We start from the raw sequence: 12,828 nt of genomic DNA on the forward strand, positions 1-12,828 counted from the left end.
CTCAACCCTTGACGATGTCGCGCATCGCCGCACGGCTGCCGCGATCGACCTCACGCAGCAGCTTGTACACCTTGCGCTTGCTGGTGTGAAACGCCGCCACGTCGGGCGCGGTCGGCTCGCTCCTGCGTCCGAGCGCCGACATCTTGGCCATGGTCTCGCCGATCGAGGCATAGGCCCCGCCGGCGACCGCGCCCAGCATCGCCCCGCCGAGCAGCACTGGCTCCTTGGTCTGCGGCAGCGCTACGGTAAGACCGGTCGTATCAGCCATGATCTGCCGCACCAGGGGGCTGCGGCTCGCGCCGCCGCCCATGATCATGATGCCTGCGTGCACGCCGTGCGCGGCAAAGGCCTCGATCACCTCGACGAAGCCATAGGCCAGCCCGCAGAGGCCTGCAATGAACAGCCTCTCCATCGAACTGACGTCAGTGTCGAGATCGAGGCCCGCGATCACCGCGCGCGTGTCGGGATCGGCATAGGGCGAGCGATTGCCGATGAATTCAGGGAGCACGTGAACATCGCGGGCGAGCAGCGCGGCGCGGCTGGCATCGCCTGCGCGTGCGATAATGCGGCGTTCGAGAAACTCGATGAGGTCGACGCCCTCACTGCGCGCCACCGCGTTCGCTTCCGCGTGGCCGGGATGCGACTTGAGAAGGTGGTCGATCGCCGCCCCCGCGGCCGACTGGCCACCTTCGTTGAGCCAGAAGTTCGGCACCATGCCGGAATAATAAGGGCCCCAGACGCCGGGCACGAAGCAAGGCTCCTTCGTCGTCGCCATGATGCAGGCCGACGTTCCCATGATGTAGGCGAGGCGATCGGTGACATCAGTCGTTCCGCCCGCTTCGTCGCGCCCGCCGATCGCGCCGATGCCGCCGGCATGCGCATCGATCAGGGAGGCTCCGACCGGCGTGCCCGGCGACAGAGCGAGATCGGCTGCGGCGGCGCGGGTGAGGCCGGCGCCGAGCCGCGTGCCGGGGGCGACGATCTCGGTGCCGATACGGGCGTATTTCTCGTTGACAAGGTCAGAGAGGCCGATGCGCTTGAAATATTGCGCACTCCAGCCGCCACCATCATGCGCGAGGTAGTTCCATTTGCAGGTGACGGTGCAGGTCGAACGCTGGAGCGATCCGGTCGCGCGCCAGGTCAGATAATCTGCCAGGTCGAAAAAATGCCCGGCGGCATCGAAGCTCGCGCGCAGATGCCGCTTTAGCCAAAGGAGTTTCGGCATCTGCATCTCGGGCGAGATCGAGCCACCGACATAGCGCAGCACATCGTCCGCGGTCTCGTTGATCAGCCGCGCTTCGGCAATGGCGCGGTGATCCATCCAGACGATGACGTTGCGCTGCCTGTCGCCGGAGGCGCTGACCGTGACCGGCTCACCGTGGCGGTCGAGCACCACCAGGGAACAGGTCGCATCAAACCCGATGCCGCCGACGCTGTCGGGCGCAATCGCAGCTTCCGCCATCGCCGCCCTGACCGACTTGACGCAGGCCTGCCAGATATCCTCCGACGACTGCTCGACGATGTCGCCGGCTTCTTGCCAGATCCGGATCGGATGTTTGGCGGTCGCGAGCAGCCTGCCCGCCTCGTCAAACACCCCTGCCCGCGTGCTCGTGGTCCCTACATCGACGCCGATATACGCTCGCGGCATTGTCGCTCCCGGTCGCTTCCGTCAGTTTTGACGCAAGCCTACCAGCAAGTGTAGCCGCCATCCACCAGCACGATGCTGCCGGTCATCAGGCTCGCCGCTTCGGAGGCCAGGAACAGGACGACCGAGGCGATCTCCTCGACCTGCCCCATCCGTCCCATCGGAGTTCCACCGATCCAGGCGTCGTACATTTTAGGGGTGCTTTTCACGAAAGCATTGAGCGGCGTATCGATATAGGTCGGCGCTACCGCGTTGACGCGGATGCCGCGCGCGGCCCATTCGGCAGCGAGCGACTTGGTCAGATGGTGCACGCCGGCCTTGGAGGCATTGTAGAAGCACTGCTCCTGCGGCTTGTTGACGATGAAGCCGGACATCGAGCCGACATTGACGATGGCGCCGCTCCCGGCGTTGAGCATGTGCTTGCCGAATTCGCGGCAGCACCAGAAGGTACCATTGAGATTGACGTCGATGACGTTGAGCCAGTGCTCGTCGGTCACGGTCTCCGCCGGCGTCTCGCTGCGGGCAATACCGGCATTGTTGACGAGGATGTCGACCTTGCCGTAGCGGGCAACGAGGTCGTTGGCCACCTCCGCCACCCGCCTGGTGTCGGTCACGTCCATGATCGCGGTCTCGATGTCAAAACCCTTGGCTCCCAGGGCGGTCTTGGCGTCGCCTGCAACCTTGCTGTCGCGATCGCCGATGATCACCCTGGCGCCGGCCTCGGCCAGCGCCTCCGCGCAGGCCAAGCCAATGCCCTGCCCGCCGCCGGTGATGAATGCGGTCTTGCCGCTCAGCTTGAATTTTTCCAGGTACATGATCGTATTCCCGTGTCTTGTTAGTTCCGAAGCGCGTTCCCGCCTTGGTCGAAGCGGTGAATGCGCGCAGGGTCCGGCACCAGCGACACGCGGTCGCCGGCATGCAGGCTGAGTTCGCCAATGTAGCGCGCGGTCAGCATCCCGAGCGGCCCGGCATCGACATAAAGGAAGGTGTCGCTACCGAGATGCTCGGCGACCGCAATCGTGCCCTGCCAGCCGCCGCCCCCCTCACGCTCGATCTTGAGATGCTCCGGCCGCACACCGATCGTCGAGGCGCCCCGTTGCGCGGCGTTGTCGCCGGTGACGAAATTCATCCTGGGCGAGCCGATGAAGCCGGCGACGAACAGATTGGCGGGCCGCTCGTAAAGCTCCAGCGGCGAGCCGTATTGCTCGATCTTGCCGGCGTTCAGCACGACGATCTTGTCGGCCATGGTCATGGCCTCGACCTGGTCATGGGTAACGTAGATCGCTGTGGTGCCGAGCTGCTTCTGCAGCCGCGTCACCTCGATGCGCATCTGCACGCGCAGCGCTGCGTCCAGATTGGACAGCGGCTCGTCGAACAAAAACCCCTTGGGCTCGCGCACGATAGCGCGGCCGATCGCGACACGCTGGCGCTGGCCGCCGGAGAGCTCGCGCGGCTTGCGGTCGAGATAGGGCGAGAGGTTCAACGTCGCGGCCGCTGCTTCGACCTTGCGGTTGATTTCGTCCTTGGGCAATCCCGCCATCTTCAGGCCGAAGCCGATATTGCCGCGTACGCTCATATGCGGATAGAGCGCATAGGACTGGAACACCATCGACAATCCGCGCTTGGCGGGCGGCGTATCGACGACGTTCTTGCCGTCAATCAGGATAGCGCCGCCGGTGACGTCCTCAAGTCCCGCGATCAGCCGCAGCAGCGTGGTCTTGCCGCAGCCTGACGGACCGACGAACACGACAAATGAGCCGTCGGCGACGTCGAGATCGGCGCCCTTGATGATGTGCACCGGACCGAAGGATTTCTGCACGCCCTGAAGTGTGATCTGACCCATGATCCGGCTGCCCCTTTACTTCACCGCGCCGAAGGTGAGCCCGCGCACGAGCTGCTTCTGGCTGAACCAACCGAGGACAAGAATGGGCGCAATCGCCAGCGTCGAGGCGGCCGACAATTTGGCCCAGAACAGTCCTTCCGGACTGGAATAGGATGCGATGAACGTGGTGAGTGGCGCGGCGTTCGAGGTCGACAGATTGAGCGTCCAGAATGCCTCATTCCAGGCCAGGATCAGATTGAGCAGCAGCGTCGATGCGAGCCCGGGGATCGCCATCGGCGTCAGCACATAGATGAGCTCCCGGCCGATCGTGGCGCCGTCCATCCGGGCGGCCTCCAGGATGTCGCGCGGGATTTCCTTGAAATACGTGAAGAGCATCCAGATCACGATCGGCAGATTGCCGAGGCAAAGGATAAAGACAAGACCGATGCGGGAATCGAGCAGGCCGAAGGCCTTGTAGATCAGGTAGATCGGCACCAGCACGCCCACCGGCGGCATCATCTTGGTCGAGAGCATCCAGAGCAGGATGTCCTTGGTGCGCTTGGTCGGCGAGAACGCCATCGACCAGGCTGCGGGGACTGCAATCACGAGCGCAATCAGGGTCGAGCCGCCGGCGATGATGATCGAGTTCATCGCGTGAAGCAGATAGTCGCTGCGCTCCTGCACGGTCGCGTAGTTCTCCGTCGTCCAGTGGAAGAACAGGAAGGACGGCGGAATGGCGAACGCCTCAAGCTCGGTCTTGAAGCTCGCCAGCACCATCCACAGGATCGGGAAGAAGATCAGGAAGCCGAAGAACCATGCCCCGATCGTCGAGACCACCACCCGCTGCGTCGTTGACTTGCGCGCCATGATTTCTAGGCTTCCAGGTTGCGGCCGACGATGCGGACGAGGAAGAAGGCGACGACGTTGGCGATGACCACCGCGACCAGACCGCCCGCCGAGGCACTCCCGACGTCGAATTGGATCAACGCTTGCGAGTAGATTAGGAAGGCGATGTTGGTGGTTTGCAGGCCCGGCCCGCCACCGGTGGTGACGAAGATCTCGGCGAACACGGTCAGCAGGAAGATGGTCTCGATCAGGATCACCACCGTGATCGGGCGCGCGAGGTGCGGCAGCGTGATGTAGATGAAGGTCGAGACCGCATTCGCACCGTCCATCTCTGCCGCTTCCTTCTGCTCTTCGTCGAGCGATTGCAGCGCGGTGAGCAGGATCAGCGTCGCGAACGGCAGCCATTGCCATGCGACAATCAGGATGACCGCGAGCAACGGCGCGTCCGTGAACCAGTCGATTGGCGTCAGCCCGACCAGTTTTGCCAGCCACGCGAACAGGCCGGAGACCGGATGCATCAGCAAATTCTTCCAGACCAGCGCGCTGACCGTCGGCATCACGAAGAACGGCGCGATCACCATCAGCCGCACGATGTTGCGGCCGATCACGGGCTGGTCCATCAGCAGCGCCAGGGGAATGCCGAGCAGGATCGTCAGCGCCAGCACCGAGCCGACCAGCACCAGCGTGTTCTGAAGCGAGGCAAGGAAAGCGGGATCGGTGAGGAAGTACCGGAAATTCTCGAGGCCGACGAATGATTCAGAACCGGGATCGAGCAGACTGTAGTGTAACGTCGAAAAATAGAGCGTCAGCGCGAGCGGAACGATCATCCAGATGAAGAGCAGCCCGACGGCCGGCGCCAGGAGCGACCGCGCAAGGAGTTGCGTCTGCCGGGTTGCCATCCGCGCGCTCTCCGTTTGGAGGAAGAAGGCGGCCATCCATCGCGCAAGGAGTGGATGGCCGCGAGTTTGAGCTCAGGGAGAGCTCAGGTTCACTTGATGTAGCCGGCGCGCTTCATCTCGCGCTCGGTGGCGGATTGCGCGGCCGCAAGCGCCGCATCGACCGTCATCGAACCTGCAAGCGCGGCAGAGAACTGCTGCCCGACTTGGGTGCCGATGCCCTGGAATTCGGGGATCGCGGCATATTGCACGCCAACATAAGGCACCGGCTTCACGGTCGGCTTGTTCGGATCGGCTGCGTCGATCGAGGCCAGGGTCATCTTCGCGAAGGGCGCGGCCTTCAGGTATTCAGGATTGGTGTAGAGCGAGGTGCGCGTGCCCGGAGGCACGTTGGCCCAGCCCTCCTTCGAGGCCACAAGCTTGGTGTAGTCCTTGCTGGTCGCCCAGGCGATGAACTTCTCGGCAGCCTCAGTCTTCTTCGAGCCCGCGGGAATCGCGAGGTTCCAGGCCCACAGCCAGTTGGCATTCTTGCCAAGGCCGGTGTTGGGCGCGAGCGCAAAGCCGACCTTGTCGGCGACCTTGGAGTCCTTCGGGTTGGTGACAAAGGACGCCGCGACCGTCGCGTCGATCCACATGCCGCACTTGCCGGCGTCGAACAGCGCCAGGTTTTCATTGAAACCGTTCGAGCTCGCGCCGGGAGGTCCGGCATCCTTCATCAAATTGACGTAGGTCGTGAGCGTCGTCTTCCATTCCGGCGTGTTGAACTGCGGCTCCCACTTCTCGTCGAACCAGCGCGCGCCGTAGGAATTAGCCATCGCCGAAAGGAACGCCATGTTCTCGCCCCAGCCGGCCTTGCCGCGCAGGCAGATGCCGTAGACGCCACCGTTCTTGTCAGTGATCTTCTTGGCGGCGTCGATGACGAAATCCCAGGTCGGCTTTTCCGGCATCTTCAGGCCGGCCTTGTCGAACAGATCGGTGCGGTACATCACCATCGAGCTCTCGCCGTAGAACGGCGCAGCGTAGAGCTTGCCGTCTGCGGAAACCGCGTCCTTGATCTTCGGCAGGAGGTCGGCGACGTCGTAATCGGCGCCGAGATTGGCGAGCGGCAACAGCCAGCCCTTCTTGGCCCAGATCGGCACCTCGTAGGTGCCGATGGTCAGCACGTCGAACTGGCCGCCCTTGGTGGCGATGTCGGTGGTGACGCGCTGGCGCAGCACGTTCTCCTCCAGCGTCACCCATTTCACTGAAATGTCGGGGTTCGCCTTGGTGAATTCGCTGGTCAGCCCCTGCATGCGGATCATGTCGCCATTGTTGACGGTGGCGATCGTCAGGGTCGTTTCCGCCATCGCGGGGACGGCAAGCAGTACGGACGCGCCGCAGACGGCGCCCAGAATGTGTTTCACGGTGTCCTCCCTCAACTCGCGTTTTGAGCATATGCCCACGCGTTGGGCGTATGTTCGACTGAGGTGTCGCGCTTGTCAAGCAGGCGTGAGGGTGTTTCGGCAACTTATGAGTGCTGCGGTGCGGGAAAGATGAAAGAGCTCAGCACGGACGAACGTCGTCATGCCCGGGCTTGTCCTGGACGAGCCCGGGCATGACGACGTCGAGCCTGGCGGCCCTACCGCTCCAGGATCGCCCTTGCAGTGGCCTCGTCCGTGATCAAACCGTTGATCAGGCGCCCGTTCAGCGCGGCCGCGATCGCGGCCACCTTGGCCGCACCGATTGCGGCACCGATGGTCGTGGCCTTGGCCGGCACCTCCGGCGGAATGCTGGTGAGGCGCTTGTTGGTGCCGGCCTTGAGCAAGCGGCCCTTGGAATCATAGGCCCAGCCGGTGATCTCGCCGATGGCGCCCTGCCGCATCATCTCGAACAATTCGTCGCGCGTAACGAAGCCGTCGATATGGACCTGCGCCCTCTGGTCCATCTGGCCAATGCCGACGAGGCGCAAATCGGCCTTGGCCGCGACCGCTTTCACCTTTGCGATCGGCTCGATCCGCACCATCTTGTTGCGCTCGTCCTCCGACGACATCAGAAAGGGCAGCGGCATCGGATAATGCCGCGCGCCGGTGCGGTCCGCGAGCCGGCCGACGGTGTCGTAGAAGCTCGCCGAGCCGTCGGCGGAGATGTTGCCGACCAGCGAGACGATCTGATGGTTGGGCCGGTCGATCGGCGTGACGCGTTCGACGGCGGCGCGCACCGCTCGCCCCGTGCCGAGCGCGACGATCACAGGCGTCTCCGAGCGGAGCGTCGCGTCCAGCAGATTGGCGCAGCGCTCTGCGATACCAGCAGTTGCCTGCGGCGCCGCAGGATCAGCCGGCACCACCTCGCAATGGCTGAGGTCAAACCGCTCCTTCAACCGTGCGGCCAGTTCCATGCAGGCGGCAATCGGATGTTCGAGCCGGAACGTGATCAGCCGCTCGGCGAGACACAGCGATACCAGCCGCTGCGCCGAGGCACGCGACACCTGGAGCATCTTTGCGATCTCGTCCTGGGTGTGACCGGCAATGAAATAGAGCCAGCCGGCGCGGGCGGCGTCGTCGAGCCTCGATTTTTCGTTCTCGGCGGCCATGCGGCCTCACGCCTCCCAGAAATCGCTCATCCGCCCGAAGACCCGATCGGCTCCGGCCGCCGACAATATAGCGCGGCCATCGCGGTCGCGGTAATGGCCACCGCCGACAAATCCCCAGACCGTCATCCCCGCCGCCTTGCCTGCCCGCACACCGCTGACGCTGTCTTCGATCACGAGCGTACGGGCGGGATCGGCCAGCATCTTCGCGGCTGCGTGAAGAAAGAGATCCGGCGCCGGCTTGCCGTGCCTGACCATCTGCGCGGTGTAGAGCCGGTCACCGAAATGCCGAGCGAGGCCGGTCACATCAAGCGACAGCGAGACGCGGTCGAGGTCGCTCGACGATGCGACGCAGCACGGCGTTTTCAATTCGGACAGCACCAGGCCGACGCCAGGGATCGGCTGGAGTGCCCCGGCAAACGTCTCGAGCACGCGCGCCTTCAGGCACGGCAGGAAATCCTGAGGCAGGACCTGTCCAAGATCGCGATAGTGCTCCTCGACCGCCTTCGCGCTGCGTCCAAGGAAGAGCTCGAGCGCCCGCTCTACGGTGAGCTGAACGCCAAACTGCGCCAGCACTTCCGACAGGCAGCGACAGCTCAGCAGCTCGCTGTCAACGAGCACGCCGTCGCAATCGAAGACGATCAGATCGGGTTTTGGCCTGTCCTGGTCCATCCGGTTATTCGATCATATACCCAGATGCTGAGCAATAGCTCAGGCCTCAACGCGCGGGCGCGGCCTTCATTGCAGGTTTGAAGAAGCTGCCGGCCGCGGTTGACATCGCCGGCTGGCGGCGGCGCCCGCGTCAAAAAAGCACAAAGGCTCCGATCAGCAAGCCCGCCGCGAAGGAGATGAGTCCAAGGGTGCAGACGGAAACAATGCGCACGAGGATGCGAAGCCGCACCTCATACTCGTCGTCCGTCATCTCATGGATTTGAGCCGCCACTGGTGCTGCCCTGCCCGCGCGCTGTTCGGCACTTTTGGATCTATAGCCAAAATCGTGGTCAAGGCGAGGCATTGGCACGGAGGCGATGCCGACGCCGTGGTCGGAATTGAGGAAAATTGTACCTTCTGGGGTGGCGCTGCGGCCCCACCCCGCGGCTGATTTATTCCCTACCGCCGCTGGTTATACACATCGATGCACACCGCGCCGAGCAACACCAGGCCCTTGATGACCTGCTGGTAGTCGATGCCGATGCCGAGGATGGACATGCCGTTGTTCATGACGCCCATGATCATGGCGCCGACCACGGCGCCGCCGACGCGGCCGACGCCGCCATAGGCCGAGGCGCCGCCGATGAAGCAGGCGGCGATGACGTCGAGCTCGAAGCCCAGACCTGCCTTGGGCGTTGCGGTGTTGAGACGCGCGGCGAAGACGAGACCGGCAAGCGCGGCCAGGACACCCATGTTGACGAAGGTGAAGAAGGTCAGCCGCTCGGTCTTGATGCCCGACAGTCCCGCCGCCTTGGCGTTGCCGCCGACGGCATAGATCTGCCGGCCGATCACGGTGCGGCGGGTGACGAAGCCGTAGAGCGCGATCAGGACGCTCATGATCACGAGCACATTGGGCAGGCCGCGATAGGTCGCGATCAGATAGGTGAAGTACAGGACGGCACAGGCGAGCACCACACTCTTGCCGAGGAAGAACGCGTAAGGCTCGGCCTCGATGCCGTGCGCCACTTCACGCGCGCGGCCCTTGGCGCTGGCGTAGACCAGCCCCAGCGCCAGCAAGACGCCGATCAGCATCGACGTCGGGTGTAGTGCACCGGGGTCAAGTAGAACTGCGACGATATTACCGGTCACGTCGAACCGGAGTTCCGGAATGAAGCCCGACGACAGTTTCTGGAAGGTCGACGGGAACGGCCCGAGCGACTGGCCCTGTAACACGGCAAGCGCCAGCCCCTTGAACACCAGCATGCCCGCCAGCGTCACGATGAAGGACGGGATCTTGAAATAGGCGACCCAATAGCCTTGCGCCGCGCCGATAGCCGCCCCGACCGCGAGACAGATGAGGAACGCGAGCGTGTAATCGACCTTGTAGGTCACCATCAGGAGCGCGGCGACCGCGCCAACGAAGCCGGCGACCGAACCGACCGACAGGTCGATATGGCCGGTGACGATCACCAGCAACATACCCAGCGCCATGATGACGATATAGCTGTTCTGGAGCACCAAATTGGTCAGGTTGAGCGGCTGGAGCAGCGTGCCGCTGGTCATGACCTGGAAGAACAGCATGATCGCCAATAGCGACATCAGCATGCCGTAGTTGCGCAGATTGTTCTTGATGAAGCTGCCGTGCCGGCGCTCCTCAGGCAGCGAAACCGTCTTGTCGGTCATGGCCGCAGACCTCCCATCTCCGCGGCTTCGACCGCGCCTTTTCCATTGTTTCGTTCGTTGCGCATGATGGCGCGCATGATCTTTTCCTGTGTCGCCTCGGCGCCCGGGAACTCGCCGACGAAGGCGCCGTCATTCATGACGCAGATGCGGTCGCAGATGCCGAGCAGTTCGGGCATCTCCGAGGAGATGACTACAACGCCGCGGCCGGCCTCCGCCAGCTCGTTGATGATACAGTAAATCTCGTATTTTGCACCGACGTCGATGCCTCTGGTCGGCTCGTCCAGGATCAGCACCTTGGGGTCGGTCATCAGCCATTTCGACAGCACCACCTTCTGCTGGTTCCCGCCCGAGAGCTGGCTAGTCTCCTGATAGACGTCGGAGCAGCGGATCCGCATGCGGTTGCGGTAGTCGCTGGCGACCTTCAGCTCGGCGATGTCGTCGATCACCGTCCCCGGCGCGACCTGGTCGAGGCTTGCCAGCGTGATGTTCTTGCGGACGTCGTCGGCCAGGATCAGGCCGAGCTGCTTGCGATCCTCGGTGACATAGGCAAGGCCGGCATCGATCGCGGCAGCGACACTGGACAGCACGATCTCACGGCCCTCAAGCGCGATGCGGCCGGTGACATTGGCGCCCCAGGAGCGGCCGAACAGGCTCATGGCGAACTCGGTACGTCCGGCGCCCATCAGTCCGGCGATACCGACGACCTCGCCGCGCCTGACACCGAAATTGACGTTCTTGATCACCTGCCGTTCGGGATGAATGGGGTGGTAGACCGACCAGTTCGAAACCTCGAGCACCGGTTCGCCGATCTTGGCGCTCCGCTCGGGGAAGCGATGGGCAAGGTCGCGGTTGACCATGCTGCGGATGATGCGGTCTTCCTGAATCGCCTCGGCGCGGCAATCGATGCTGTCGACGGTACGCCCGTCGCGCAGCACGGTGATGTGATCGGCGACGCGGGCAACTTCATTGAGTTTGTGCGAGATCAGGATCGAGCCGATGCCCTGCTCGCGGAATTTCATGAGGCGTTCGAGCAGCGCGGCGCTGTCGGCCTCATTCAGGCTCGCGGTCGGCTCGTCCAGGATCAGCATGCGGACGCGTTTGGACAGTGCCTTGGCGATCTCGACCAATTGCTGCTTGCCGACACCGAGATCGGTGATCAGCGTATCCGGCGATTCCTTCAGGCCGACCTGGGCCAGCAGATCACGCGTGCGCTTGTACACCTCGTCACGATCGATCACGCCGAATTTTGACGGCGGATGCGAGAGAAAAATATTCTCCGCGATCGACATCAGAGGGATCAGCGCCAGCTCCTGATGGATGATGATGATGCCGAGCGCCTCGGAATCGTTGATGTCGCGGAAGCGGCGCTCCTCGCCATCAAAGATGATGGTGCCCTCATAGCTGCCCGCCGGGTAGACCCCGCTCAGCACCTTCATCAAGGTCGATTTACCGGCGCCATTCTCCCCAACGAGGGCATGGATCTGGCCGGCCTCGACCGAGAAATTGACGTCACGCAGCGCCTGTACGCCCGCAAAGCTCTTGCTGACGTTGCGCATCTCCAGCATGGCGGTCATCGTCGTCGCGTCCCATCCGTTACGTCCCTCTCCCCGCGAACGGGGAGAGGGAAATTTGAGAGTCCTACTGGAATTGCGACTTCTTGTAGTAGCCGCTGTCAATCAGGACTTTCTCCCAATTGTCCTTATACACCACGACCGGCTTCAGCAGATAGGACGGCACGGTCTTGGCGCCGTTCTCGTAGGTCTTGGTGTCGTTGACCGTGACCTGCTTGCCGGCAAGTGCGGCATCGACCATGTCGGCGGTCACCTTGGCGAGATCGCGGGTGTCCTTGAAAATGGTCGAATACTGGTCGCCGCGCAGCATCGCCTTGATCGAAGGAACCTCGGCGTCCTGACCCGAGATGATCGGCATCGGCTGATCGGCGCTGCCGTAGCCGACGCCCTTCAGCGAGGAGATGATGCCGATCGAGAGGCCGTCATAGGGCGACAGCACCGCGTTGACCTTCTTGTTGCCGTAGTAGGCGCTGAGCAGATTGTCCATGCGGGCCTGGGCGGTAGCGCCGTCCCAGCGCAAGGTCGCGACCTTGTCCATGCCCATCTGGCCGGAGGCGACCACGAGCTTGCCGCTGTCGATATAGGGCTTCAGCACGCTCATCGCGCCGTTGTAGAAGAAGTAAGCGTTGTTGTCGTCGGGCGAGCCGCCGAACAACTCGATGTTGAAGGGACCCTTGCCCTCCTTGAGGCCAAGCCCCTTCTCGATGGACTCCGCCTGCAACACGCCGACCTGGAAATTGTCGAACGTCGCGTAATAGTCGACATTCGGCGTGCCGCGGATCAGGCGGTCATAGGCGATCACGATGATGCCTTTTGCTTTGGCCTGCTTGAGCACGTCGGACAGCGTGGTGCCGTCGATCGCGGCGATCACCAGCGCCTTGGCGCCCTTGGTCACCATGTTCTCGACCTGCGAGAGCTGGTTCGGAATGTCGTCCTCGGCATATTGCAGGTCGGTGTTGTAGCCGCGCTCCTTCAGCACCTTCACCATGTTGTTGCCGTCGTCGATCCAGCGCGCCGAGGACTTGGTCGGCATGGCGATGCCGACGGTTGCCTTCTCCTGCGCGGAGGCCGTCAGCCCCGTGGCCATTGTTGCAGCGCCGGCCAGCGCTATCGCGAGAAATGTCGTCTTCAATTTCAACATGCTTCAC

11 protein-coding genes are annotated in these 12,828 nt (G+C 63.3%); all 11 read right to left on the minus strand.

Annotated elements, in window-relative coordinates; genetic code table 11:
* Position 1: 1 nt before the first annotated feature.
* A complete protein-coding gene (locus tag JQ621_RS06670) occupies positions 2-1,648 on the minus strand; it encodes an FGGY-family carbohydrate kinase (protein WP_212233579.1) in 1,647 nt (548 codons plus the stop codon).
* 38 nt (positions 1,649-1,686) lie between these two features.
* The gene (locus JQ621_RS06675) at positions 1,687-2,460 is read right to left on the minus strand and encodes an SDR family NAD(P)-dependent oxidoreductase (protein WP_212233580.1); all 774 of its coding nucleotides are present in this window, start codon (positions 2,458-2,460) and stop codon (positions 1,687-1,689) included.
* A 20-nt stretch (positions 2,461-2,480) separates the two neighbouring features.
* The gene (locus JQ621_RS06680; protein WP_212233581.1) at positions 2,481-3,488 is read right to left on the minus strand and encodes an ABC transporter ATP-binding protein; all 1,008 of its coding nucleotides are present in this window, start codon (positions 3,486-3,488) and stop codon (positions 2,481-2,483) included.
* Positions 3,489-3,503: 15 nt separating this feature from the next.
* A complete protein-coding gene (locus tag JQ621_RS06685; protein WP_212233582.1) occupies positions 3,504-4,334 on the minus strand; it encodes a carbohydrate ABC transporter permease in 831 nt (276 codons plus the stop codon).
* A gap of 5 nt (positions 4,335-4,339) precedes the next feature.
* Positions 4,340-5,212 carry a carbohydrate ABC transporter permease gene (locus tag JQ621_RS06690; RefSeq protein ID WP_212233583.1) on the minus strand — a complete coding sequence of 291 codons (873 nt, stop codon included), beginning with the start codon at positions 5,210-5,212 and terminating at the stop codon, positions 4,340-4,342.
* A gap of 89 nt (positions 5,213-5,301) precedes the next feature.
* Positions 5,302-6,612, minus strand: coding sequence for an ABC transporter substrate-binding protein (locus tag JQ621_RS06695; protein ID WP_212233584.1), 1,311 nt, complete (start codon positions 6,610-6,612; stop codon positions 5,302-5,304).
* Positions 6,613-6,827: 215 nt separating this feature from the next.
* Entirely contained in the window at positions 6,828-7,778 is a 951-nt protein-coding gene (locus tag JQ621_RS06700; RefSeq protein ID WP_212233585.1) for a sugar-binding transcriptional regulator, read from the minus strand.
* Between the two features lie 6 nt (positions 7,779-7,784).
* Complete coding sequence (locus JQ621_RS06705) at positions 7,785-8,447, minus strand: HAD family hydrolase (protein ID WP_212233586.1); 663 nt, start codon at positions 8,445-8,447, stop codon at positions 7,785-7,787.
* A gap of 438 nt (positions 8,448-8,885) precedes the next feature.
* On the minus strand, positions 8,886-10,109 hold the full coding sequence (gene mmsB / locus JQ621_RS06710) for a multiple monosaccharide ABC transporter permease (RefSeq protein ID WP_212233587.1): 1,224 nt from the start codon (positions 10,107-10,109) through the stop codon (positions 8,886-8,888).
* Positions 10,106-11,683, minus strand: a complete 1,578-nt coding sequence (mmsA, locus tag JQ621_RS06715) for a multiple monosaccharide ABC transporter ATP-binding protein (RefSeq protein WP_212233588.1) — start codon at positions 11,681-11,683, stop codon at positions 10,106-10,108. Before mmsA ends, mmsB begins: the two co-directional genes overlap by 4 nt.
* A gap of 64 nt (positions 11,684-11,747) precedes the next feature.
* A complete protein-coding gene (chvE, locus tag JQ621_RS06720; protein WP_212233589.1) occupies positions 11,748-12,821 on the minus strand; it encodes a multiple monosaccharide ABC transporter substrate-binding protein in 1,074 nt (357 codons plus the stop codon).
* Positions 12,822-12,828 lie beyond the last annotated feature (7 nt).

The sequence above is a fragment of the Bradyrhizobium manausense genome (assembly GCF_018129685.1).
Classification (GTDB): domain Bacteria; phylum Pseudomonadota; class Alphaproteobacteria; order Rhizobiales; family Xanthobacteraceae; genus Bradyrhizobium; species Bradyrhizobium manausense_D.